Source organism: Rhodohalobacter sp. 614A, assembly GCF_021462415.1.
Lineage (GTDB): Bacteria > Bacteroidota > Rhodothermia > Balneolales > Balneolaceae > Rhodohalobacter.
This window is the reverse complement of the sequence record NZ_JAKEDS010000003.1, coordinates 533,657-559,248: the sequence shown is the minus strand read 5'-3', so window position 1 is coordinate 559,248 and position 25,592 is coordinate 533,657. Positions and strand designations below refer to the sequence as shown.

At 43.7% G+C, this 25,592-nt stretch carries 25 protein-coding genes; 15 read left to right on the top strand and 10 right to left on the bottom strand.

Annotation, left to right across the window (positions count from 1 at the left end; genetic code table 11):
* Positions 1–46: 46 nt before the first annotated feature.
* Genes L0B18_RS16295 through L0B18_RS16265 form a run of 7 tightly spaced genes read right to left on the bottom strand, consistent with a single transcriptional unit; the run spans position 47 to position 4,787 of the window.
* Positions 47–265: a four helix bundle protein gene (locus tag L0B18_RS16295; RefSeq protein WP_234572866.1), complete on the bottom strand. Its 219-nt coding sequence runs from the start codon at positions 263–265 to the stop codon at positions 47–49.
* Positions 252–1,547 carry an NADH-quinone oxidoreductase subunit NuoF gene (gene nuoF, locus L0B18_RS16290; RefSeq protein ID WP_234572865.1) on the bottom strand — a complete coding sequence of 432 codons (1,296 nt, stop codon included), beginning with the start codon at positions 1,545–1,547 and terminating at the stop codon, positions 252–254. Before nuoF ends, L0B18_RS16295 begins: the two co-directional genes overlap by 14 nt.
* 3 nt (positions 1,548–1,550) lie before the next feature.
* Positions 1,551–2,087, bottom strand: a complete 537-nt coding sequence (locus L0B18_RS16285; protein WP_234572864.1) for an NADH-quinone oxidoreductase subunit NuoE family protein — start codon at positions 2,085–2,087, stop codon at positions 1,551–1,553.
* Between the two features lie 5 nt (positions 2,088–2,092).
* Positions 2,093–3,385 carry an NADH dehydrogenase (quinone) subunit D gene (gene nuoD / locus L0B18_RS16280; protein ID WP_234572863.1) on the bottom strand — a complete coding sequence of 431 codons (1,293 nt, stop codon included), beginning with the start codon at positions 3,383–3,385 and terminating at the stop codon, positions 2,093–2,095.
* Positions 3,386–3,394: 9 nt separating this feature from the next.
* Positions 3,395–3,907: an NADH-quinone oxidoreductase subunit C gene (locus L0B18_RS16275; RefSeq protein ID WP_234572862.1), complete on the bottom strand. Its 513-nt coding sequence runs from the start codon at positions 3,905–3,907 to the stop codon at positions 3,395–3,397.
* A 5-nt stretch (positions 3,908–3,912) separates the two neighbouring features.
* Entirely contained in the window at positions 3,913–4,395 is a 483-nt protein-coding gene (locus tag L0B18_RS16270; protein WP_234572861.1) for an NADH-quinone oxidoreductase subunit B, read from the bottom strand.
* Between the two features lie 2 nt (positions 4,396–4,397).
* On the bottom strand, positions 4,398–4,787 hold the full coding sequence (locus L0B18_RS16265) for an NADH-quinone oxidoreductase subunit A (protein ID WP_234572860.1): 390 nt from the start codon (positions 4,785–4,787) through the stop codon (positions 4,398–4,400).
* Between the two features lie 730 nt (positions 4,788–5,517).
* Here L0B18_RS16265 and L0B18_RS16260 point away from each other — a divergent pair.
* The 3 genes from L0B18_RS16260 to L0B18_RS16250 all read left to right on the top strand — a co-directional run bounded on the left by L0B18_RS16260 (position 5,518) and on the right by L0B18_RS16250 (position 11,496).
* Entirely contained in the window at positions 5,518–8,544 is a 3,027-nt protein-coding gene (locus L0B18_RS16260; protein ID WP_234572859.1) for a SusC/RagA family TonB-linked outer membrane protein, read from the top strand.
* A gap of 18 nt (positions 8,545–8,562) precedes the next feature.
* Positions 8,563–10,224 (top strand): RagB/SusD family nutrient uptake outer membrane protein, encoded by a 1,662-nt coding sequence (locus L0B18_RS16255; RefSeq protein ID WP_234572858.1) that lies wholly within the window; start codon positions 8,563–8,565, stop codon positions 10,222–10,224.
* A gap of 99 nt (positions 10,225–10,323) precedes the next feature.
* Positions 10,324–11,496: a phosphatidylinositol-specific phospholipase C1-like protein gene (locus tag L0B18_RS16250; protein WP_234572857.1), complete on the top strand. Its 1,173-nt coding sequence runs from the start codon at positions 10,324–10,326 to the stop codon at positions 11,494–11,496.
* Positions 11,497–11,638: 142 nt separating this feature from the next.
* Here the strand turns inward: L0B18_RS16250 and L0B18_RS16245 are convergent, their stop codons facing one another.
* Genes L0B18_RS16245 through L0B18_RS16235 form a run of 3 tightly spaced genes read right to left on the bottom strand, consistent with a single transcriptional unit; the run spans position 11,639 to position 15,737 of the window.
* A complete protein-coding gene (locus tag L0B18_RS16245) occupies positions 11,639–13,945 on the bottom strand; it encodes a penicillin-binding protein 1A (protein ID WP_234572856.1) in 2,307 nt (768 codons plus the stop codon).
* A gap of 22 nt (positions 13,946–13,967) precedes the next feature.
* Positions 13,968–14,714: a UDP-2,3-diacylglucosamine diphosphatase gene (locus tag L0B18_RS16240; RefSeq protein ID WP_234572855.1), complete on the bottom strand. Its 747-nt coding sequence runs from the start codon at positions 14,712–14,714 to the stop codon at positions 13,968–13,970.
* A gap of 6 nt (positions 14,715–14,720) precedes the next feature.
* Positions 14,721–15,737: a polyprenyl synthetase family protein gene (locus L0B18_RS16235; protein WP_234572854.1), complete on the bottom strand. Its 1,017-nt coding sequence runs from the start codon at positions 15,735–15,737 to the stop codon at positions 14,721–14,723.
* Positions 15,738–15,865: 128 nt separating this feature from the next.
* Here L0B18_RS16235 and pfkA point away from each other — a divergent pair, with 128 nt between their 5' ends.
* The 12 genes from pfkA to rnc all read left to right on the top strand — a co-directional run bounded on the left by pfkA (position 15,866) and on the right by rnc (position 25,563).
* Positions 15,866–16,834, top strand: coding sequence for a 6-phosphofructokinase (pfkA, locus tag L0B18_RS16230; protein WP_234572853.1), 969 nt, complete (start codon positions 15,866–15,868; stop codon positions 16,832–16,834).
* A 5-nt stretch (positions 16,835–16,839) separates the two neighbouring features.
* Positions 16,840–18,129 carry a glucose-6-phosphate isomerase gene (locus tag L0B18_RS16225; RefSeq protein ID WP_234572852.1) on the top strand — a complete coding sequence of 430 codons (1,290 nt, stop codon included), beginning with the start codon at positions 16,840–16,842 and terminating at the stop codon, positions 18,127–18,129.
* Positions 18,130–18,133: 4 nt separating this feature from the next.
* Positions 18,134–18,769, top strand: coding sequence for a deoxynucleoside kinase (locus tag L0B18_RS16220; protein WP_234572851.1), 636 nt, complete (start codon positions 18,134–18,136; stop codon positions 18,767–18,769).
* Positions 18,770–18,810: 41 nt separating this feature from the next.
* On the top strand, positions 18,811–19,332 hold the full coding sequence (locus L0B18_RS16215) for a YceD family protein (RefSeq protein WP_234572850.1): 522 nt from the start codon (positions 18,811–18,813) through the stop codon (positions 19,330–19,332).
* Positions 19,333–19,343: 11 nt separating this feature from the next.
* Entirely contained in the window at positions 19,344–19,523 is a 180-nt protein-coding gene (gene rpmF, locus L0B18_RS16210) for a 50S ribosomal protein L32 (RefSeq protein WP_234572849.1), read from the top strand.
* Between the two features lie 15 nt (positions 19,524–19,538).
* Positions 19,539–20,531, top strand: coding sequence for a phosphate acyltransferase PlsX (gene plsX, locus L0B18_RS16205; protein ID WP_234572848.1), 993 nt, complete (start codon positions 19,539–19,541; stop codon positions 20,529–20,531).
* A gap of 4 nt (positions 20,532–20,535) precedes the next feature.
* The gene (locus tag L0B18_RS16200) at positions 20,536–21,522 is read left to right on the top strand and encodes a beta-ketoacyl-ACP synthase III (protein ID WP_234572847.1); all 987 of its coding nucleotides are present in this window, start codon (positions 20,536–20,538) and stop codon (positions 21,520–21,522) included.
* Between the two features lie 3 nt (positions 21,523–21,525).
* Complete coding sequence (fabD, locus tag L0B18_RS16195) at positions 21,526–22,410, top strand: ACP S-malonyltransferase (protein ID WP_234572846.1); 885 nt, start codon at positions 21,526–21,528, stop codon at positions 22,408–22,410.
* 6 nt (positions 22,411–22,416) lie between these two features.
* Positions 22,417–23,163, top strand: a complete 747-nt coding sequence (fabG, locus tag L0B18_RS16190; protein ID WP_234572845.1) for a 3-oxoacyl-[acyl-carrier-protein] reductase — start codon at positions 22,417–22,419, stop codon at positions 23,161–23,163.
* A gap of 131 nt (positions 23,164–23,294) precedes the next feature.
* Complete coding sequence (locus tag L0B18_RS16185) at positions 23,295–23,531, top strand: acyl carrier protein (protein WP_234572844.1); 237 nt, start codon at positions 23,295–23,297, stop codon at positions 23,529–23,531.
* A gap of 25 nt (positions 23,532–23,556) precedes the next feature.
* Positions 23,557–24,801, top strand: a complete 1,245-nt coding sequence (fabF, locus tag L0B18_RS16180) for a beta-ketoacyl-ACP synthase II (RefSeq protein ID WP_234572843.1) — start codon at positions 23,557–23,559, stop codon at positions 24,799–24,801.
* Positions 24,802–24,804: 3 nt separating this feature from the next.
* Positions 24,805–25,563, top strand: coding sequence for a ribonuclease III (gene rnc, locus L0B18_RS16175; RefSeq protein ID WP_234572842.1), 759 nt, complete (start codon positions 24,805–24,807; stop codon positions 25,561–25,563).
* The last annotated feature ends 29 nt before the right edge of the window (positions 25,564–25,592 follow it).

Here is a 25,592-nt window from a genome sequence, read left to right as displayed (position 1 = left end):
CGGTTTCGGATTGTTGATTTTTGATTGTCGATTGATGATTTGTCAATCATAAATTCTTTTGTGCTGTTTTTCTGGATTTGATGAAAATGGAAGCCAGCTCGTATGCTTCATTTTTTAAATCTTCTATGAGTTCTTTAGACTTCAAGTTTTCATCGATTATAAATTCTAACCAGAATTCTGATTCATCAGCTTCTTCAATAACAATACTAATCTTATGAATAAATGCAGCTTTGGTTTGTCCATGATTCCGTTCATGCCAAAGCATGAACGCTCTTTTTACATCGTGCTTCAAATTCATCCCGGAAACGGTTGATGGTATGACGTACCGGCCATGCCGCTGCATCGGCGAGGGCACAGATTGTGCGTCCTTCCATTTGTGTCGTGAGATCCAGCAATAAGTCCAGATCTTTTACTTCGCCTTCTCCGTTTTTGATTTTCAACAAAATCTTTTCGAGCCATCCGGTTCCTTCCCGGCAGGGTGTACATTGTCCGCAGGATTCATGGTGATAAAAATGGGCGATTCTCCAGAGTACATCCACCATGTCGGTATCTTCATCCATCACAACCATTCCGGCCGTTCCCATCATGGAACCAACGGTTCGCAAGGAATCTGCGTCCATGGTGATGCCATCAAGCTGATCGGCTCGCAAAACCGGTGTAGACGAACCGCCCGGAATGACCGCTTTTAATTTCTTGTCGTTTCTGATTCCCCCGGCTACTTCGTGTATCAATTCCAAAACCGGAACGCCCGATGGAAGCTCATATACTCCGGGCCGATTCACATGTCCGGAAATTCCGTAAAGAACCGGTCCGGGATGATTTTCTGCGCCGATATTTTTAAACCAATCTGCACCATTATTTATTACGCCGGGAACATGTGCCAGCGTTTCAATGTTGTTGATGGTTGTTGGCCGTCCCCATAACCCTTTTTGGGCCGGGAAGGGAGGCTTTGTTCGTGGATATCCCCGTTTTCCTTCAAGTGACTCAAGCATGGCTGTTTCTTCACCACAGATATAAGCACCGGCACCTGAGTAGACATAAAAATCAATTTTCCGATCCGTTCCGAAAAGGTTTTCACCGATATAGCCTTTGTCATACGCATCCTGAATGGCTTTTCCCATCATGTCGATGTAAGCTTTATATTCGCCGCGAATGTAAACGTAAATTGTGGTCACGTCCATTGCATAAGCCGCGATCAGAGCGCCTTCAATGAAAAGGTGTGGATTGTATTCAAAAATTTTTCGGTCTTTAAATGTACCCGGCTCAGATTCATCACCGTTGCAGGCCAGGTATCTTGGACCGCCATCAGACGGCGGCATGAACGACCATTTCAACCCTGCATTAAAACCGGCACCACCGCGCCCCCGAATATTGGCTGCTTTCACTTCATTGGTTACACTTTTGGGCTCAGGCCATTTGTCCTTGTCTTCAAAAACGGAACGAAGTGCGTTATATCCACCGTGTTTTTCGTATACATCTATTTGATCCAGATCGGCGATATCGGGAATCAAAACAGGCTCGAAATTTCTCCAGTCGGGTGTACTCATAATCTATTTCTTGATATTTTTTCGCCGGGGCATTCCGATTTGTTCGTACTTCGGTTTCTCACCTTTTTTCAAAGTTTCTATCAGTGTATCCACTTTTTCTGGTGTCAGGTGATTCACATATTTGTCATTGGTTACCTGCAACATCGGGGCGTATCCACAAGCACCAAGGCATTCCACTTCATTGAGGGTGAACATCCCATCCTCAGTGGTTTCGCCCACTTTGATATCCAGCTTTTCTTCGAGATAATGAAGAATGTCATACCCCCCGCAAATCTGGCAGCTCAGGCAGGTACAAACATCCAGAACATGTTTGCCTTTTTCCTCCTTATAGTACTGAGTGTAAAAAGATGCCACACCATGAACATGAGCTTGAGGAAGATCGAGTGTATCGGCAACTAATTTCTGAACTTCGGGATTCACATGACCAAATCGTTTTTGAGCAATCCACAGAGCGGGCAATGTAACCGGTTTTACTTCCGGAAACTTTGTCTTCAGTTGCTCAATTGCTTCGAGATCGTCTTTTGTGAATTCGTATGCCATAATTCTTATTTGTCAGCTTCTCCTAATACAGGATCTACACCACCAATAATTACAACGGTATCTGCCACCATTTCACCATCTAAAATATTTTCGAGTACTTGTAAATTGGTGTAAGACGGCGCATTGATTTTTAGTCGCCATGGGTGGCCGGTTCCATCACTTTGGATATAATAACCCAACTCACCTTTTGGAGATTCAATAGCATGATAACTTTCGGCTCCATCTGGCGGACAAATTCCGGTATCGGTCATCATAAAATCGTGAATCATCCCTTCCATGGAGTAGTATACTTCATCTTTTGAAGGATATGATTTCTTGGCATCGTCCATTCGAACGGGGCCTTTCGGTAGTTTTTCAAGGCACTGTTCAATAATTCGAATGCTTTCGTGCATCTCTTCCATTCTTACGAAATATCGTGCGAGATTATCTCCTTCAAGACGGGTTGGTACATCAAAATCTACTTCAGAATAGCGGGCATAGGGTGTGAATTTCCGAATGTCCATCGCGTAACCCGATGCCCTCAAAACAGGGCCGGTCGCGCCAATGTCAAACGCATCTTCGGTTTTCAAAACTCCTACGGCTTCGTTTCGGTCGATAAAAAGCCGGTTTCGGTCCAGGAGTTTGTGCCAGTCTTTAAGCTCGTTGGGAAACGTTTTTACAAATTCTTTGATGGCACCTGTGGCTTCATCGGTAAGATCGTTGGCTACGCCGCCAATTCGGGAGTGTGAGATCGTAAACCGATGGCCGCCAATTCGGTCCATGATATCATAAATCTTTTCCCGCTCCTTGAATGTCCAGATGAAAAATGAAACAGCCCCGGCATCCATCACCATCGTACCTAACCATAGGAGATGCGAGGAAATCCGTGCCAGTTCGCATCCAATCATTCGTATATAGTGGGCGCGTTCGGGGACTTCAACATCTGCTATTTTTTCGACAGCGCAGCAAAGTGCAACGTTGTTACTGTAAGGGGAGAGGTAATCCATGCGGTCTGTGTAAGGCATGAATTCCTGGTACGTCTTATTTTCAGCAATTTTTTCGACACCCCTGTGCAGGTAGCCGATATCGATCTTTGTTTTTTCGATGGTTTCTCCGTCAAGCTGAAGAACCAACCGCAAAACTCCGTGAGTGGCTGGATGTTGCGGCCCCATATTCAGCACCATTTTTGTTGTGAGGGGATCGCCTTCGTCAATTTCCTCGATCGTGGTATGCTTATCCTCAAGGCTCTGGTAGAGCTTCTTCTGATGCTCTTTGAAAAATGTCGGTTGAACCTTGCTTGTGATGTCGGATAATTTCATAAAACCTTCTTAATCAGTATCGGGAGTTGTACTTGGCAATGGAATAGAGCCGGGAATTCCCAAAAGAGGAAATTCTTTCCGCAGCGGATAGTATTCAAAATCTTCCGGCATATAAATTCTTCTGAGGTCGGGATGATTTCTGAAAAAGACGCCAAACATGTCGTACACTTCCCGTTCAAACCAGTTGGCGGCTTTCCAGATTTTCGAGACGGAATCGACTTCAGGATTTTCTTCTTCACATCGTACTTTTATAAAAACTCTTTGGTGATGTTTGAAGGACAATAGATTATAAACCACTTCAAAACGCTCCTCAGATGTATATCGGTCAATTCCGAAAACATCACTTAAATAGATATAATGCAGATTTTCTTTCAGATATTTGCAGATCTCAAGAAGGGCATCGGCCTGAATAACGATAAAAGTATCACCGGAAGATTGGTAAACATGGATGAGTTTATCAGCGAAATTGCCGGATAAATCATCGACTGTTTTTTGAAGATATTCAGACAGGTTTAGGCTCATTCGGATCAGGTGTCAAGTGTTATGGAATGTTCTTTTTTAATTTTGTCCTGAATTTTCATTAATGCATGAAGAACGGCATCGGGCCGCGGCGGACAACCGGAGATGTACGCATCAACCGGCAGGAAATTATCACAGCCCTGCACTACACCATAACAGCGGTGCATTCCGCCTGTAGAAGCACAAGCTCCCATGGCAATACACCATTTTGGATCGGGCATTTGGTCCCAGATTCGGCGGATAGCGTGTGACATTTTATAGCTGCACCAGCCGGCTACAATCATTACATCGGCCTGGCGCGGAGAAAAACGCATGACTTCAGATCCAAACCGGGCGGCGTCATAACGCGGTCCGGCGAAAGCCATCATCTCAATGGCACAACATGCCAGGCCCATCGGCATTGGCCAGGCCGCATTTGCTCGTGCCCATTTGACAAGCGTATCCATGCGAGTTGTCAAAAAACCTTTTCCAAGTGCGCTTTCAATTCCCATAATTACTTTTTCAGAGCCTTATATTTAATGTTTTTTACATCCCAGTCCAGTGTTCCTTTCTTCAGCGTATAAATCAAACCGACAAACAGTATTACAATAAATATCGTCATGGCCACAAAAGTTCCTGCATCGAGTTCCATGAATCGAACGGCCCAGGGATAAATAAAGACCACTTCAAGATCGAAAACAATGAATTCCATGGCCACCAGGTAGAACGCAATTGAGTAGCGGTCTTTAGCCTGACCTACAGGATCCATGCCGCTTTCATAGGGTTTTAACTTTGTGGTGTTGGGGCGAAACGGGCCCAAAAGGCGAGAGAGAGACATGAGCATGAGTGCCAGTACAAAAGCAACTCCAAGGAGGACAAAAATTGGAATGTATTGCTCAAACATAGTCAATTTTTTTACGGGTCCTAAAATTACCGTCAGACATCTGGAATGTCAAAACGGTCTGGTGCAATATAGTAGTTCTGTTCTACAATGCAGAACAGTCTCTTATGTAGCAACGGATTTTCAAGGGGTTACGTTTCGGAAGGAAGATTTTTTTTGAGGATGATTAATGTGTGGAGTTAAATGCGTTGTTTTGGGGCCCGGTAAGATGTGTTGCTGTTTTTCAAAATGTGAATTCTATGATTTGAATAAAGCACTTTCGGATTTCAGAGAATGGCCAAAAAGGGAAGGTTAAAAACTCTGGGCTTGACCGAATATCACTTAAATAAAAAATTAACTTTCGATTGAATTTTTTATTCTTGTTTGTCAAAAAAACAGCCTTTCAAATTATGGTAAACAAAGCATTGTCTTGTATTATGTAATGGTTAAAAAATGCTTACCAAAAGATAAATTTAATTTTATGTAAGCCCTTTTTTAATAGATAGATACAGATCAATATTGTGGTAATATATTGTTAACTATTCCATAATCGCCAAAACTGGTTTTTTGCCTTTCTTTGAGAATGTAAAGTCAACGATAGCTCGTCACTGATTTTACAGAAAGCTCTCTTTCATCTTATAAAACGTGAGATGGTTAACGTGTGTACAGTAACTGCTCAAACAAATCTAACTGTGGGTGTCTGTCACCGGAGAGAAATATCTGCTTTCACCAGAAATAAAAACAAAGGCATAATATGATTAAAAATTACAGTTTCTACGCTGCATTCTTTCTGATGGGTTTGCTTTTCTTGTCGGGGAGTGTGTTGCACGCCCAGGTAGTAAACGGAACCGTTTCTGATTCTGAAACAGGGGATGAATTACCCGGAGTAAATATTCTTGTAAAAGGAACCGGTAATATTGGGACGGCAACAAATACGGATGGCTGGTTCGAACTTTCGGTACCATCAATGAATGACACACTAATTTTTTCCTATATCGGTTATCAAACACTGGAAGTTCCCATCAATGGACAACAAACACTACATGTAGAACTACAGGAAGCGTCCATTCTGGGAGATGAGGTTGTGGTGGTTGGATATGGTACACAGAGGAGATCAGAAATAACAACTTCGGTGGCATCTCTGAATGCGGAAGATTTTAATGTTGGAATCTCCGGTTCTCCCGAACAATTGATGCAGGGACGGGTTTCGGGAGTAAATGTAACCAGTCAGGGCGGTCAGCCAGGCGCACCTGTTCAAGTTACCATCCGCGGACAAGGAACCCTTCGAAGTGGCAGCGGCCCGCTTTATGTGATTGACGGCGTGGCCATTAACAATGTAAATACAACGTACTCAGCAAATACATTTGGTCTTGGGTCGAGTTCGGCTACAAATCCGCTTTCTTTTTTGAACCCGAATGATATTGAGTCGATCGATGTGCTGAAAGACGCATCGGCGACAGCCATTTACGGTTCCCGCGGTTCAGAAGGTGTGATTTTGATTACTACCAAACGGGGAACGGAAGGTCAGTCGCAACTGAATTACAAAAGTGATGTAACGATTTCAAATGTTGCCAACAGGGTAGATATGTTAAGCGCTGACGAATTTGCCGATTTTCACAATAGTGTGGGACAGAGTGATCTGGTAAACAGCGCCAGAACCAACTGGTTTGATGAGATTACGAGAACGGCTGTATCCAACAATCACTCCCTTTCCTACAGCAATCGTTCGGCTACTTCTGATTTTATCGCTTCACTTAATTTTTCAAATCAGGAAGGGATTATCATTGCCAGCAATCTCGAAAGCTATGGCGGCCGCCTCAGGGCTAACCAACGATTTTTGGAAAACCGGCTGGAACTTGGTTTCAATTTGTTGGCGAATCAAACACATACGGATTACGCACCTGTTGCCAACCAGCCGGATACAAACATTGGGGATATGCTCACCAACGCTCTCACACAAAATCCCACCAACCCGGTGTATCTCCAGAACGGATCACTGTTTCCAATTACCGAAGAGGGATTTAATCCGTTACGGGCACCTGAATTGCTGACCAATTTTTCGGACGTAACCCGCGTACTTTCAAGTGCATCGGCCGAGTTTGAAATTGCAGAAGGATTCTTCATAAATGGTAATTTTGGTCTTGATCGATCCATTGGATCCACAATCTCACAAATATCCCGGCATAACATTCCGCGGATTTCAAATCCCATGGGTGGATTAGTCGATGCAAAACGGGAAAACACAACCTATCAGCTGGAAAGTACGGTCAATTATCTGGTGGATATTCAGAACCACAGTTTTGGTTTTTTAGGCGGTTATTCGTGGCAAAAGTTTATTGAAGAAGGGCGTTCGTGGAGTATCAGCAATTTCTCTACAGAGGAGATTGAAGCGTATCATAATCCAGGCATTGGGACCGAGTTGACGATCAGCGGAAACCGGCCGAGTGGTTTTTACCAGGAGAACCAGCTTCAGTCTTTCTTTGGACGAGCCAACTACAATTTTATTAACCGATATTTCGTCACGGCAACTCTACGGGCGGATGGCTCATCCAGGTTTGGTTCAGGAAATCGATACGGATTCTTCCCTTCATTTTCCGGCGCATGGCAGATCAGTGATGAGGATTTCATGGGAGAGAATAGTATTCTCAGTAATCTCCGGTTGAGAATCGGCTGGGGACGAACCGGGAACCAGGAAATTCCCAATGGAATCACCGAACAACTGATTAATGTAAGTACAGGTGGAAATGCTGGATACGGCTTACATCAGGGCCAAATTACGCCGGGCATCACGTTTGTCAGGATTCAGAATGAAGATATCAAATGGGAAGTAAGCAACCAGACAAATGTTGGATTAGATTTTGGATTTTTCAGCCAGTCATTAACCGGTAGCGTTGAGGTATTTAACAAGGTATCCACAGATATTTTATTTGAACAAACCACCGGTGTCGACCCGATTAATGCAACCACATCCTACTGGAGCAATTTCGATATGGAAATTGTAAACCGGGGTCTTGAAGTGGAACTCAACTATCTCAAAAATCTTGGTGTAAATGCTTTCTTCGAAATCGGTGGAAATGTCTCTTTCCTGGATAATGAAGTAAAAGATTTGCCGGTTTCTATTCTCCAAACAGGTTCTTTGACCGGCCAGGGGCTATCCGGAGAAACCGTTCAGGCTGTAAGAAGCGGATTGCCAATCGGAGCATTCTGGCTGCTTGAGTTTGAAGGACTTGACGAAAACGGATTGAATCAATTCAGGGATGTAAACGGTGATGGTGCCATTACCAATGCGGATCGTGTGTTTGCGGGCAGTGCACTTCCGGATCTTACATACGGGCTGACTGCAAACTTTGGATTCAAAAACTGGGCTCTTGGCTTGAATTTCAATGGGGTGGCCGGTAACAAGATTTACTGGAACGACCATAACGCACTGTTCACCATGCCGCAGCTGTATGCCGGCAAAAATATTGCAAGGGCTGGATTCGAACCCAATGAAGATCCGTCCAACTCTGCCACCGCTTCCACTCGATTTTTGCAAGATGGTGATTATTTCCGGTTCAGCAATGCCACACTCAGCTACGATGTAAACACAACGAATCTGCCGCTGAGAGGTTTGCAATTGTCTGTAACTGGCCAAAATCTCTTCACGATTACGGATTATGAAGGCTTTGATCCTGAAGTAAACATGCCGCGGGACGTGGGTGGAATACAGTCGTATGGAATCGACAGTTCCCGATATCCAACGGCAAGATCAGTCATGTTTTCAGTTAACGTAACTCTTTAAAATCAAATAGTTTATATCATGAAATTTTCAAAAATATTCGGAAAAGCACTATCCGTTTTGGTCGCTTTCATCTTGCTGTATTCATGTGCAGATTTAACAACTTCTGTGAAAGATACAGCTCTTGGCGAAGACGAAATGAATGATCCGCAGGCAGGTGAAAAGACATTGGCACCGGCTTACTCCATGATGGAAGAAATCATGGGAAATCACAATGAATTGAACAACCTTCAAGGTGTTTCTTCCATTGAACAAATTGTGCCGTATCGTGGCGGAACCGATTGGTTTGACGGCGGTCGTTTCTTCGAAATGCATCAGCACAACTGGACTCCTCAACACGTTACCATCATTAATGTGTGGGAGAATATTACACAGGGAATTGGCAGGGCCACGCTATCCCAGAAAACCATTCGCGATAACAATGGTTCTGACGCACTTTGGGCGGAAGCCAGAATGCTGAAAGCCGTTTACAACTTTTGGCTGCTGGATATGTGGAATGTGGCTTTCGATAACCGACCTGAAAATATCGGTACCGATAATGTTTCAACCGTATATACCGACGGTGATGCCGTGCAATATCTGTTAAGTGAAATTGAGGAGATGGAAAGTCAGCTTCCAACCATTGATCAGGTGGGTGAGACTCGCCTCAACAGAAGTGCAGCCATCGGGTTGAAGGCACGATTGATGCTGAACAAAGCCATTTATGAGGATCGATATGCAAATACCCACACTTTTCCCGCCGCTGACATGCAGGCTGTGATTGACTATACAACTCAAATAATCAATTCCGGAACTTTTGAGCTGGAAAGGGAAAACTATTTCTACATGTTCGGGCTGGAAAATGAAGACCATCCCGAGTTTTTGTTTGCTTTCAACCAGGAACCGGAAACCGGAGGCCGGCATAATATGGCGTATTTCCATGCTTCGCGTGATCGTCGGGGATCGATCCAATATCCAAGCAAAACCGGTTCAGACGGCGGTGCAATTACCCAGGATTTTTATGACTTGTGGGAAGGATGGAGAGACGATCCACGCTTTTTCCACCGATTTATTCCAGATGGCGGCTCCATTCCCGACAGTGAATATCGCTGGAACCGGGGCATCCAGGTGGGCCAGCAATATGGTATTATTCTTGAGGAAGGAAGTGGTTCTGAATGGCAGCGAGATGAAAACGGCGACCTGTTGATACTCCCGCTTGTAAATAATGCACGAGGTGGAAATCTATTAAACTACACCCGGGAAGTTGGCCTTACCGATGACAACAACCACGAAGCCGGAGCCCGAAATCTCAAGTGGGATGTTGATCCCAGAGTTCCCGGCGGTCAATCAGCCGTAAACCTCCCATGGTTGCGATTGGGTGAAATCTACCTGATGCGGGCTGAAGCCAACGCACGTCTCGGTAACTGGGGGCTTGCACTGAATGATGTTAATGAACTTCGGGAAGCACGCGGCGCCCGACAACTTATGGCAAGTGAACTGGACTCTTTTGATGAGCTTTTCCGTGAGTATATGTTTGAAATGTATGCCGAGCACTGGACGCGAACCATCCAGGTCCGGTTTGATATGTGGGAAGATTCCTGGCGCGATAAAACCAATACAGATGTGAACAAACGGGTTTTCCCGGTTCCCCAGGAAGTGATCGATTCCAGTCAGGGGCTCGTCACTCAAAATCCCGGTTACTAATTCAATATGAATCCCATCAGCCCGGTAATCAATTTTATTTTTTGGTTGCCGGGCTTTTCTATTACGAATATTTTAAGTCAATAATAATTACTCAATCCTATGAAAAATCTGTTTTTATCATTTATTCTACTGCTTTTTATTGGTAGTTGTGGTCCGTCTGAAACTGAGAATCAGGTGAAGGACACTCAAACTGTAGATTGCGATTCGATTACCGCTGAGAATGCAGATCAATGCCTGCGATTAAATCACATACAGGTTTTGGGCACTCACAACAGTTATAAAATCAAACCGGCCGATGCATTGATTTCAGCTTTGGATGAGTTCAATGAAGGGTGGGCGAGAGGTTTGGAATATTCGCACAAGCCACTTACCGAACAGCTCGAAGAACTTGGAATCCGAAAGTTCGAGCTTGATATTTTTGCGGATACATCCGGGGGACGATTTGCAGAACCTGCAGGAGCAAAACTTATCAATGATGAGGAATATTTAGATGATGAGGACATGATGAAGCCCGGCTTTAAAGTCATTCATGTGCAGGATATCGACTACCGGGGAACATGCCGAACACTTGTGAACTGCCTGACCGAAATTCGGGATTGGTCATCGGAGAATCCGAATCACTTGCCAATTATGATTATGCTGGAGGTGAAAGACGGCACTCCACAGGCTCGCGGAAACCTATCCTTTACAGAAGCTTTGCATATTGACGAATCCGTTATTTATGATATTGATGAAGAAATATGGTCTGTTTTTTCCGAAGATCATGTAATTACACCCGATGATGTAAGAGAGGATTTTGACACACTTGAAAAAGCCATTCTGGAAAAAGGTTGGCCCATCCTGGCTCAAAGCAGGGGCAAAATTCTGTTCGCACTGGATAACACAAATCGTATTAGGGATTTGTATCTGTCTGAATCATCCACTCTCGAAAATCGTGCGCTCTTTGTAAGCAGCCGTCCGGGACAACCATCGGCAGCGTTCATTAAAATGAATGAGGTGTTTGATGAAGAGGAGGAGATCAAGGAATTTTCTGAAAAGGGATACTTAATCCGGACTCGATCGGATATTCCCACAGTCGAGGCAAGATCCGGAGATACCAGCCGGCGAGATCTCGCTTTGCAAAGTGGCGCTCACTATATCAGTACCGACTATCCAGAACCGAGTCCATTTAATGCAAATTACATTGTAACATTACCTGGTGCTGAGAGCCCCGGACGTTGTAACCCCGTAAGTGCTCCTGAATCCTGTAAGAATAGTTATATCAAAGAATAGGATAGGAGGGATTAATCGCCCAGACGACTTCTTGAAGTAAATACCTTTGTCCTTGAATTGTATGCCCGATCGGTCGTATAACTCAGAGACAAAGGTACTATGTTTACTTTTAAATATTTACAGGAGAGGTTAGATTGAGAGTCTACCAGCCAATGCGCTCCCTTTCCCGCGGTCGATCTGAGTTCGCAGGGTCCTCCGGCATCGTAAACCCAGCAGGTGGTTCAAATGCATCATAGCTCCAGGGGGCTTCAGGATCATTTGTAACATTATTGATGAATTGTCCAACAATAGGCAAAGCTGTTCTGGCGCCCTGACCAATACTTCCAGGATTGTCGGTAGGGAATCGAATCCTGCGGTCTTCACCACCAACCCACGATCCCATTACGATGTGTGGCATCATAGCAACAAACCAGTTATCCGCACTATTCTGTGTAGTTCCGGTTTTGCCGGCTACATCTTGTTGAACGTTATACACATTTCTGAGGCGCACACCGGTACCGTGATAATCTTCTCCACCGCGAATGACTCCGCGCATCATGTCAACCATAATGTAGGCCGTTTCGGGGCTAATTACTTCCTGGCTCATTTCCGGGAAGTATTCAACAAGAACATTTCCTTCTTTGTCTTCGATACGGGTAATCGCAATCGGTTCGATATGCACGCCTTTATTCACGAATGTTGTGTAAGCACTGACCATATCGAGAAGAGAAACTTCTGCCGTGCCCAGAGCAATGGACGGATAAGGAGGAAAATCGCCCATATCAATTCCAAAGTTGCTTGCCATTTCCCGAATCATTCGGGCTGCCGGTTCAAGATCTTGAGTACGGTTTGTTTCCGGCGCTCCGGCAATTTCGGGAAGCAACCGAATCGTTACGTTATTGAGGCTTCGCGCAAGTGCTTCGCGCAAAGGTACCATTGCAGGGCCTGAGGGAACATGAGGATCTTTAGGATCCCAGGTTCTTCCATTCGGCTGAATGAAGCTGCGCGGATATTTCGAAAATTTATGATAAGGCATATACCCGTTATCAATTGCAACGGCATATACAAAGGGTTTGAATGTAGAACCTGCCTGCCGTTTGGATTGATGAACATGATCGAATTGCTGAGTACCAAAATCCGCCCCGCCAACCCAGGCGAGGATGTGTCCGTTATCCGGACGGATAGCCGTAAAACTGGCCTGTAATTTGGTTCGAACTCGTTTCACCGAATCTACAAAAGCAGAATCAGCCATCAGGTGATCGAATACGACGGATTCCTGGTTGGTTTCCAGCTCCGAAAAAGCATTTTTGTAACGATCGGTTTCACGAACAAAGCTCCTCAAAAAAGTAGGATATTCTTCCCAAAGCCTGTTCATGTAATCCCCGCCATACGAGGTCCATTCGCTTTCGAATTTCCCCTGAAACTCTTGCAGTTTTTCCCGGACAGCCATTTCGGCATGCTGCTGGAGGCGCGAATCAATGGTGGTATAAATTACAAGTCCGTCTGAATAAAGGTCATATCCATTTTCTTCTGCCCAATCTTCAACTTTTAATCGTACATATTCACCAAAATACCGGCTTTCTCTTCCCGCTTTTGATGGAGGATGATAATCCAATGCAATGGGTTCTGCTCTCAAATTTTCAAGCACTTCCGTTGTGATAAATCCTCTCTTTTGCATCTGGCTTAAAACGACATTTCGCCGAGCCTGAGATCGTTCAGGGAAAAGTCTCGGGTTGTAGGCATAAACGGCTTTTAGCTGGCCGACCAGATTTGCGGATTCTGAAAGCGTTAGATCCGACGCGGGTTTGCCGTAATGTGTTCTGGCCGCCGATTCAATTCCGAAAGCACTGTTACTAAATTCCACCGTATTCAGATACATTTCAATAATTTCGCGCTTCGTGTAATTACTTTCGATCTGTACGGCAGTAATCATCTCACGAAGTTTTCTTGTAACCGTTACTTCAAAACCAATCTTTCTGTAGAGATTTCTTGCAAGCTGCTGACTAATCGTAGAACCACCTTCAAACCGTTGTCGGAGCCAATAGTAAGGCAGTCTCATCAGACTTCGGAAATCAACTCCCCAATGATCAAAAAAGCGGTGATCTTCTGTAGCTACCAGGGCATTAATCACATTTGGCGAAATATTGTCGATAGAAACATGCGTTCGGTTTTCAACAAAATACCTGTCCAGAACTACACCGTCGCGGCTTCGAACTTCTGTTGCAATCGCCGTTTTTGGATTTTCCAGTTCCTGGATGGAAGGCAGGCCCTGAAACAGGTAATACACGTATCCAATGATAGCTACCAGAATAACGGCGCATACAATGAGTCCGATGCGCACATATTTATTTGAGATGAGACCTTTAAAAGAACGATCCGGTTGCTCCCTTTTTTTTCTGTTTTCAGAAATTTGTTTACGATACTCCTTGTCATTGAAGTATCGGTCCATATCTACATTGTTGTTATCCATTCAAAACTGAATTTGTACTGTTTTAAAAAGGTTTGAATTTATTTTCGCCATCACCCCAGGTAACGAGTGTAAAGGTACCGTTGGTATACTTCAAAACGGTTTTATCTCTGTGAAATGCCCCGGTGTTTATATAAGTTCCACCGGCAAATGTTTCCTTCCTTGCCACGTGATCATGCCCGGCAATAACTACATCATAAGGAAATGAATTCAGCATAAATTCAGACCATCTGCTCAATCGTTCAGTATTGATGTGGTTATCGTCCCGGGTAAATGCCGAGAAATTTTTCATTAACCGAACTCCGGCTTTTCCTGTTAAAACGGTTTTGTAAAATGTAACGAATTTCGGGTTGCGGATAAATCGGTGAAGAAGCGGCCGCGGAAGTTCAAATTCTTTGTCCGAGAGTCCATCTCCGTGGCATAAAAGTATTTTTTTTTGATCCAGTTCCAGTTCCACGGTTTCATGTTCAACACGGAATCCACGTTCTTCAAAATGGGATACTGTCCAGTTATCGTGGTTGCCGGTGATGTAGATGGAGCGTCTTCCCATCGTCTTATGGTATGCCTCAAATCGCTCCAAAATGGATCGGCCTACTTCAGGAATATAATTTGGAAATTCCATCCAGTAATCAAAGAAATCTCCCAGAATATAAATTTGGATGTTGTTTGATTCGCAGTAATCAACCAGCCTGATTAATTCATTTTCGAGGTGTTGATTTTTTTCTTCTGAGAATCCTCCAAGGTGAACATCAGACAGAAAGATCTGAACCATAAGTGGTTACTTTTTTCTTGTGATGATAAATTCAACAAGTGCCTTAAAATCATCAAAACCCTGTTGGATAGGAAGTGACTGTAACTTTTCCAGGGCCATTTCTGCATAACTCACCATTTTTAATTCGGCCAGTTTTAATCCGTTATATTCGTGGACAAACTCCACAATTCTATCGACGTCTTTCTGCGTTTTTTTCCGTTTTTTCATGAGACGCCGAACATTAAGCTGCTCCATTTTTGGTGCATTATCCATAGCATAAATGAGCGGCAGGGTTACTTTTCGTTCCTGGATGTCGTTGCGGGTGGGTTTTCCAACATCGGCTAAACCATAATCAAACAGGTCGTCTTTTATCTGGAAGGCAATTCCGATGTTCATGCCTACTTCTTTCATTCCCTGGATTACGTCTTCATCGTCAGTTGTGGCTATGGCGCCGCACTGGCAACAGGCCGAAATAAGGCTGGCTGTTTTTTCAGAGATAATCTGGAAATAACGCTCTTCAGTCATATTGAAGAGGTTGGATGTTTTCATCTGGCGTAACTCACCTTCACTCATATCCCGCACCGCATCAGACAGCACATGCAGCAGTTGATATTCTTTATAATCAAGCGCAATTAAAAGACCTTTTGAGAGCAGAAAATCACCCAAAAGAACCCCGGCTTTGTTCCGCCAGATTTTATTGATACTAAGGAATCCACGGCGTTTATCGGCTTCATCCACAACATCGTCATGGATAAGTGTGGCGGTGTGGAGGAGTTCAATCATGGTGGCGGCAATGAAGCTTCGTTTGTCTACGGAGCCGAACATGCGTGCCGTCATAAATACAAGGGTTGGCCGAATTTCTTTTCCTTTCTGGCGCAGCAGGTATCGGATGATTTGGTCCAGCAGGAAAACATCGCTGCTTATTTCATCTTTGAAGAAGTCTCTGAATACATTTAAATCATCCCGAACAGGTTCGGTGATCTCTTTCAAAGAGCTTTTTTTTGATTGAACATTTTCGGTATGTAACAATACCTCTTGGGCCATCCTATTATCTTATATTTCTTAAGTTAATCGTTGAAAATACAAATTATGCTCATTAATTATTTGCGCAAAGTTATAGGGCTGTTTAGTTTACCAACTTAAAAATGTAATTAAAACAAAGAAGGCGACGTTTGAAAAAAATAGCCACTCTCACAAGCGGCGGGGACTCTCCCGGAATGAACGCTGCTGTACGTGCAATTATCAGGGGCGGTGCACACTATGGATTTGAGGTAATTGCCGTTCGGCATGGCTATAAAGGACTTATTAACGGTGATTTTACAGATGTAGAACATACAGATGTATCCGGAATAATTCAGCGCGGAGGAACCGTTTTAAAGTCGGCCCGATCCGAAGAGTTCCGTACCAAAGAAGGCAGGGAGAAAGCAGCCGCTCAACTGAAAGATCGTGGAGTGGATGCACTGATCGTTATTGGAGGTGATGGTACTTTTCGGGGAGCCACACTTCTGTCGCAAGAACATAATATTGCAACGATTGGCGTGCCGGCCACGATTGATAATGACCTGATTGGCTCAGACGAAACGATCGGTTATGATACGGCCCTGAACACAGCGATGGAAGCCATCGACAAAATCCGGGACACCGCCGATGCCCATGAACGACTTTTCTTTGTAGAAGTCATGGGCAGAGATGCCGGTTTTATAGCACTTGAGACAGGAATTGCCAGTGGTGCGGAAATCATTGTGCTACCCGAATACCTGACCAGCACGGATGATATCAGAGAGTCTTTGAATAGAATTTTGAAAGTTCATAAGCGAAGTACGTTGGTTGTAATTGCCGAAGGCGATCAAACCGGCGGAGCTATAAATATTTCCCAGGCCCTGCAAAGTGATTTTGAAGACTATGAAATGCGCGTTGCCATTCTGGGCTACATTCAAAGAGGGGGAAACCCGACGGCCAGAGATCGTGTGCTTGCAACCCGGCTTGGTTTTGAAGCGGTGAAGGCATTTCACGACGGGCATAGCCAAGTGATGGTTGGAATTATAAACAACGAAGTGAAATTAACTCCATTGAAAGATACTTTTGGAAAGATTAAAGAGATCAATCACGACTTGGTTGCTCTTGCAAAAATATTGAGGTAAAAATTATGATTACTACAGATGTTCAAAGTGCACGGTCATTTCTCTCGGATGAGGAATTTGACCAGGCATTTTCTGAAGCCCAAAAAGCCTATCAAAAAGTAAAAGATAAGAGCGGAGCCGGTAGTGAATGGTTGGGTTGGAGAAGAATCCTGAGAGAGCCGAATGATGCCGAGCTCGAGAAAATTTCGAGCCATGCCGAAAGAATCCGTAAAGATGCTGACATATTTATCGTCTGTGGAATTGGCGGATCATACACGGGCGCGATGGCCATCATCAAAGCGCTGAATCCGTATTTCAAAAATAACGGCCCTGAGATCCTGTATGCCGGTCACCATATGAGTGGCAAATACCTGAAGCAATTGATGGAATATATTCAGGAACCGAAAGAAAATGGCGAGGCTAAAAGTGTTTACCTGAATGCGATTTCAAAATCAGGATCAACCCTGGAAACCGCTCTTGCATTTCGAGCTATCCGAACATGGATGCACAATACATATGAGGACGCTGCCGATCGTATTATTGCCACTACCGGAAAGGAAGGCGGAGTGATGAATAAAATTGTGGATGAGGAAGGATATCAAAAATATATCATTCCGGATGACATTGGCGGACGATTTTCGGTTCTGACTCCCGTAGGACTGTTGCCGATTGCAGTGGCTGGAATTGATATTCAAACTCTTTATTACGGTGCGGTTTCTGAATTTGAAGATCGCGAAAAAGATCAGGAGACGGTTCTTGAATACGCCGCACTTCGATATTCTTTTTTGAAGAAAGGCCATGTAATGGATGTGATTACTTCATTTGAACCAGAACTTCTTGGCTTCACAGCGTGGATTCAACAGTTGCTGGGGGAAAGTGAAGGAAAAGAAGGCAAAGGAATGTTTCCCGCAATGGCCGGATACTCAACAGATCTTCACAGCATTGGTCAGATTATCCAGGAAGGCCAGCGTAATTTAATGGAGACCGTTCTGGTTGTGCAAAAACCGATTTCCGATTTCAGCGTGGAATCAACCGATGGGGAAGACGTCGATCAATTAGAATATCTCGCTGGAAAATCTTTCCACGAAATCAACAAAAGTGCGCTTGACGGAACAGTTCAGGCACACACCGAAGGAGGCGTGCCGGTTCTTAAAATCAATATTGAGAAACTAAATGCACAACAGCTCGGAAAACTTATCTATTTTTATGAATTGTTTACGGCAGTGTATGTTTACATGTTGGGAGTAAACCCGTTCAATCAGCCTGGTGTGGAAGGTTACAAAAAAGCAATGTACCGTCTTTTGGGCAAGAAATAATAAAATGGCAGATCAAACAGGAAAAAAATATATAGCTATTGCCGGAAATATCGGCGCGGGGAAATCATCTTTAACCTCCCTTTTGGGAAAGAATTTTGGATGGCGGACCTATTTCGAATCCGTTGATGATAATCCATACCTGTCTGATTTTTATGAGGATATGAGACGGTGGAGTTTCAATCTTCAAATTTATTTTCTGTCGAGCCGGTTTCAGCATCAGAAGAAGCTGATGGAAGTAACCGAAAGTATTATCCAGGACCGAACCATTTATGAAGACGTGGAAATATTTGCCAAAAACCTCCACGAAATGGGGTTGATGAGCGACCGCGACTACGAGAACTACTGCGCTCTGTTTAATGAAATGGTGTATTATTTGCAGCCACCCGATTTGCTGATTTATCTTCGCGCAGAAGTTCCGACATTGGTTCGGCAAATCCAGCAGCGCGGACGTGAATACGAAAACACAATCAGAATTGAATACCTGGAACGGCTGAATCGGCTTTATGAGGACTGGATTGACCGATATGACCAGGAAAAGCTGATTATTGATACTGATAATCTTGATTTTGTGAACAATCAGGACGATTTAGGCAAGGTGCTGGAATTAATTGAGCAGAGGTTATTTGGGCTGTTTAATTAAATTGCATAAAAATAGAGTTCTTCCTATTTTTCAAAGCTATTGTGGAAACGTCAAAATTAACATTCAGTTTACAGGAAATACCCGAGGGGAGAAGTAAAAGAAGTGTATATTTATCCGACGGTGAACTTGAATTGGATGATGAAGTAACCCTTAAGCGGGGGGACGTTGAAATCAACTTTTTAAAAACGAATCATTTTATTGAAGTTGATTTTACAGTTGATGTTGAAACTGAATTAATATGTGATCGTTCATTAAAACCGTTTCGAAAAGAGTTGAGCGGTTCTTATCACATACTTTTTGAACCGGATGAAGTGGAAAACACGGAAACCGAAAAAGGTGCTGTCCGGCAAATATCTGCTAATGATTTAACAGTAGATATTGAAAAAGAAGTACGTGATACGATCATGCTGGAAATACCGGTTAGAAAAATACATCCTGATTATTACGATTCGGAAGGAAATCCGGAAGATTTTGAAATACAGCATTTTGGTCCGGAACCAGAAGATGAGGAAGATCAGATAGATCCCAGATGGGAAAAACTTAAGAAACTGAAGAAATCATAAAACAGAAATAAATGGCACATCCAAAACGAAAAACGTCAAAGTCTCGCAAAAATAAGAGACGTTCTCACCATGGATTGTCCGACATTCCACTAACCGAGTGCGCGAATTGCGGCGCATTGCATCGACGTCATCACGTGTGCATGGAGTGTGGATACTATCGCGGCAGACAGGTGATTCAACCTTCAAATTAATCAAAAGGTTTACACATGGTGATTGCTGTTGATGCGGTAGGGGGAGATTACTTTCCGAAAGTACCGGTGCAGGGAGCGGTTCAGGCAACACAGGAAAATCCGGATTTAGAAATTCTTTTAGTCGGGCCACAAGAGATGATCCAGGCAGAACTGGATTCTCAGGATTATGACAAAGAAAGAATTCATATTCTTCACGCCCCTCAAATTATTGGGATGGATGAATCTCCGGCTTCTGCTGTAAAATCCAAGCAGCAATCTTCAATTACACTTGGTCTCTCTGCTCACAAAAAGGGAGACTGTTCTGCATTTGTAAGTGCCGGGAATACCGGCGCATTACTCGCGGCATCTACCTTTCTGTTGGGCAAGCTCGAAGGAGTTATTCGCCCGACAATTTCGGCCACCTATCCCACACTTAAGGGCATTAGCTTGTTAACGGATGCCGGTGCAAATCTCGAATTAAAGCCCGAGATGTATCTGCAGTTTGCAAAAATGAGCCGCATTCTTTCTCGTGAAATTTTAGGTATTGAGAATCCCACAATTGGCCTTTTAAATGTTGGTGAAGAACCCGAAAAGGGACTGGAAACTCACAAAGAGGTCTATAGCATACTGTCTTCTATGAAGAGCTTTGTTGGGAACATTGAGGGGAAAGATATTCTACAAGGAAAAGCAGATATTTACCTGACCGATGGTTTTTGTGGGAATGTTCTGCTCAAATATGGTGAATCAATACCCGGAATTCTTCAACATATGCTCAAGAAAACCATGTCTGAAGAGAACGTAGATGCCCAGACCCAAAAACAAATTTTTGGAATTCTTTCCCGTGCGCTCGACGCCTTTAACTACGAACATGTGGGTGGAATACCATTCCTGGGAGTGAATGGTATGAGTTTGGTTGGACACGGCGGCAGTTCGGCCACAGCCATTAAAAACATGATTTTTAATGCTGTACAATGTGTGGAGCATGATATCAACAAAAAAATTGTAGCATCTCTTAACGAAAATATTTGATTAAATGTCTGTAAAACGAGCTAAAATCAGTGGTGTTGGCCGGTTTTTACCTGATTATGTTTTGACGAATAAAGAACTTGAAAAGTATGTTGAAACGAATGATGAATGGATTCGCAGCCGTACCGGTATTTCAGAAAGACGAATTTTAAAAGACCCTGACAAGGCAACATCATATATGGCCGTTCGGGCTGCAAACGAAGCGCTGGAAGATGCCGGTGTTTCAGCTGAAGAGATTGATGCCATCATTGTAGCTACCGTTACCCCGGATTACTTCTTTCCAGCTACCGCAGCACTTGTACAAAAAAGAATCGGTGCAAAAAATGCGTTCGGTTTCGATCTGTCAGCAGCCTGCTCCGGATTCCTTTTTGCCCTTTCTAACGGAACCATGATGATTGAATCGGGTCGTGCGAAAAAAGTACTGGTTATTGGTGCCGATAAAATGAGTTCTATTGTAGATTTTACAGACCGCACCACCTGTATTTTGTTTGGTGACGGAGCCGGTGCTGTGGTTCTTGAAGAGACTGATAAGGATGGTATTATCGATTTTGTACAGCATACCGATGGCGATGAAGAATGCATGCTCTATCAACCGGCGGGAGGAAGTTTGAATCCCCCCACAGAAGAAACTATAAAAAACAGGATGCACTACATTCGCCAGGATGGACGGTCTGTTTTTAAAAGAGCTACCGAAGGTATGGCAGATGTATCTCTTGAAATTATGGAGAGAAATAATCTTACGGGCGATGATGTAGCCTGGCTCGTACCGCATCAGGCCAACCAGAGAATTATTGATGCAACTGCCCGGCGAATGGGACTCGACAGTGAGAAAGTGATGATAAACATCGGTAAATATGGTAATACTACCGCTGCCACAATTCCTTTATGCCTTTACGATTGGAAAGATCAACTGAAGGAAGGAGATAACCTGATTCTTTCCGCGTTTGGAGGCGGTTTAACATGGGGCGCTATTTACCTGAAGTGGAGTAAATAAATAATGAAAGCATTACTATTTCCCGGACAAGGTTCGCAGTCAGTCGGAATGGGCCTCGATCACTACAAAAATAAACCGAAGTTTCGGTCAATTGTAGGTGAAGCGGATGAGTTGCTCGGTTACCCTCTTAGTGAAATTATGTTTGAAGGGCCATCTGATGAGCTGACACAGACAAAATATACTCAGCCGGCGATTTTTGTTCATTCTTATGCACTTTTTCAAATACTGAATATTGAACCCGATGTTGTAGCTGGTCACAGTTTGGGAGAGTTTTCTGCACTGGCAGCAGCTGGAGCAATCGATTTTAACGATGCGCTGGAGTTGGTTTCTTTGCGTGGAAACAAAATGCAGGTAGCCGGAAATGACAATCCAGGAACGATGGCCGCAATTATTGGGATGGATGATGAAACCGTAGACGAAATTTGTGACGAAGCTACTTCTGAAATAGGTAAGCCCGTGGTGCCTGCAAACTACAATTGTCCGGGACAGCTTGTTATATCCGGGGATGTGGATGCTGTTCATAAAGCAATAGATCTTGCAAAAGAAAAAGGTTGTCGGCTGGCAAAAATTTTACCAGTCAGCGGTGCATTTCACTCTCCTTTGATGAAACCGGCCTTCGAAGCTCTTCAGGCAAAGCTTGAAAATACAAAGTTTATGCGGCCGCACTGCAAGGTGTACAGCAACTACACTGCCGAGGCAAGCAGGGACGAAACCGTACTGAAAGAAAATGTTTTACAACAATTGGTAAATCCCGTCAAATGGACGCAGACTTTGTTAAATATGGAGAGGTACGGAATAGACACATTTATCGAAGTAGGCCCGGGAAATGTCCTCCAGGGTTTGGTGAAGCGTACGTTGAAAAATGTAACTATTGAAGGATACGAATAGAATATTATGATTAATCTGGAAGGAAAGAATTGCTTGGTTACCGGCGGCAGCCGTGGTATTGGAAAATCAATTGCTCTTGTATTGGCTAAAGCCGGGGCAAATGTCGCAATTACCTATGCTCGATCTGCCGAGGCTGCCGAAGAAGTTGTGAAAGAAATCGAAACAGAAGGGGTACAGGGAACCTCTTATCAGGCAGATGCTACAGAATTCGGCAGGGCAGAAGAGGTGATTTCCAATATTGTTGAGAAATGGGGATCTCTCGATGTTCTGGTCAATAATGCCGGTATTACAAAAGACAATCTTATTCTCCGGATGGATGAACAAGCGTGGGATGATGTTATCACCACCAATCTGAAAAGTATTTTTAATTACAGTAAAGCAGCCGCCAAGCCAATGATGCGTGCACGTGGGGGTTCTATTATCAATATCAGTTCCGTTGTGGGAATCAGCGGGAATGCCGGCCAAAGTAATTACGCAGCTTCCAAAGCTGGTATTATCGGCTTTACAAAATCTTATGCCAAAGAGCTTGCAAGCCGGAATATCCGGGCAAATGTAGTAGCTCCGGGTTATATTTTAACCGAGATGACTGAAAATCTCAGCGAAAAAGTATTGGAAACAATCAAACAGGAAACACCACTTGGCAGGGCAGGAGAGCCCGAAGAGGTATCGAATGTGGTTGCTTTCCTTGCATCGGACATCAGTTCATATATAACAGGCGAAGTTATTCGGGTAGATGGGGGAATGGCTATGTAGCCGGTTTCATTGAAATGAATGATTTGTGCGTGTTATTTTATAGTCAGATATTGTATTTTTACCTGATAAGAAATTCGAAAGAACATACATATTAACCACTTAACTACTAATCCAAACAAAAGGTCTATCTTATGTCACAGGACGTTGAAGCTAAAGTAAAATCTATTATTGTTGATAAACTTGGAGTAGATGAATCAGAAGTAACTGCTGATGCTAACTTCACAAACGATCTTGGAGCTGATTCACTCGACACTGTTGAGCTAATTATGGAATTTGAAAAAGAATTTGATATCAGCATTCCTGATGAAGACGCCGAAAATATTGCTACAGTCGGTGATGCCATCAAGTATATCCAGGAAAAATCGTAGATAATAAACGATAAAAAAACCATTTATGACCGGACGTAGAGTAGTAATCACTGGAATTGGTGCATTTACCCCCGTTGGAAAAACCGCTCCCGATTTTTGGAACGGATTAATTTCCGGCAAGAGTGGGGTACGGCCTATTGAACATTTTGATACAAGTGATTTACCCACAAAATTTGCAGGACAGATCGAGAATTACGATTCGAACGATTACTTCGATCGGAAAGAAGCCCGCAGACTTGATCCGGTCACGCAGTATGCTATTATCTCCTCCGATGAGGCTATTGAAGACAGCGGCATTGATCTTGAAAAAATTAACAAAGATCGTGTTGCTGTTTTAATTGGTACCGGAATCGGGGGGATGCAAACTTTCTATGAGCAATCTGTTTCTCTTCATGAATCAGGTGCGAGAGGAGTTAATCCATTCTTTATCCCGATGTTAATTCCGGATATGCCGGCAGGCCAGGTCTCCATTAAATATGGATTCCGCGGGCCTAATTTTTGTGCAGTTTCAGCTTGTGCAACCGGTTCTCATAATATTGGATTGGCATTTGACTCTATCCGATACGGCCAGGCAGACATGGCACTTTGCGGGGGCACAGAATCGCCTGTGTGGAGGATCGGCGTTGCCGGTTTTTCCTCTATGAGGGCCCTTTCCCGCCGTAATGACGAACCCGAAAAAGCCTCCCGTCCTTTCGATAAAGACCGCGACGGATTTGTGCTTGGTGAAGGTTCAGCGATGTTTTTCCTCGAATCTCTGGAATCTGCGTTGGATCGTGGTGCCAGGATTTACGGCGAAATTGTGGGATATGGTTTTTCTGCAGATGCTCATCACATTACTGCTCCCGATCCAGATGGAAACGGTGTTCTGTTGGCACTAAATAATGCCCTGAATATGGCCGGTATTGAACCGGAAGATGTGGAGCATATTAATATGCACGGAACGTCTACCCCGCTCGGAGATATCGCTGAAACAAATTCTATCAAAAAAGTTTTTGGGGATCACGCATACAACATCAACCTGAATTCAACCAAATCGATGACAGGTCATATGTTGGGTGCCGCTGGTGCTGCGGAATCCATCGCAACACTTTTGGCAATCTATCACAGTATGATTCCACCAACCATCAACCAGGAAAACCCGGATCCTGAATGCGATTTGAATTACACGCCTAATAAACCCGTTGAACGGGATATCAATTATGGGCTGAACAATGCATTTGGATTTGGCGGTCATAATACGACGCTTGTTTTCAAAAAATTTGAAGAATGATAGATGCTTTATCGACTCAAAAAATGGTTGTGGAAAGATAAGGGTCCGATACAATCTGAGTCGAAAAAACGTTTAACTCACCTTGAAAAGGCGATCGGTTTACAAATACCTGATGAGTACCATCAGCTTTTTCAAAAAGCGTTAAGGCATCGTTCCATCGTTGACAACGAAAAGTTTGAGTCGCACGAAACCTATGAGCGACTTGAATTTTTAGGAGATGCCGTTCTCGACCTTATCGTCACGGAAATTCTCTTCGAGAAATACCCGAAAGAGAACGAAGGATTTCTCACCAAACTTCGGGCAAAAATTGTCCGGGGCGATACTCTTTTTGAGATTGCAAAAAAACTTGGCCTCAACGAGTTTCTTGAGATTGGAGAACGTGCTGCAGGCCAGGGAATAGAGCTTTCCAAAAGTGTCCTTTCAGATGTTTATGAGGCATTAGTCGCAGCCATTTATATCTCCAGTGGATATGATGCCGCACACAAGTTTGTTTCATCGCATATCGACCGTTTTATCAACTTCAAAGAGGTTGTAAAAGCTATTGATAATTACAAAAGCCTGTTGATGGAATACTCACAATCACAGAAGTTGAAATTGCCAAAATACCAGGTTATTTCAGAGGAAGGACCGGGGCATGATAAAACATTTCATGTAGCTGTTTATATTGAAAATAAAAAGTTGGGAGAGGGAGAAGGAAAGAGCAAGAAGAAAGCAGAACAGGCGGCTGCAGAAGATGCACTTACAGCTTTGGGACAGAATTAAATTCTCTTTTTGTCACGATTGCATTTTAT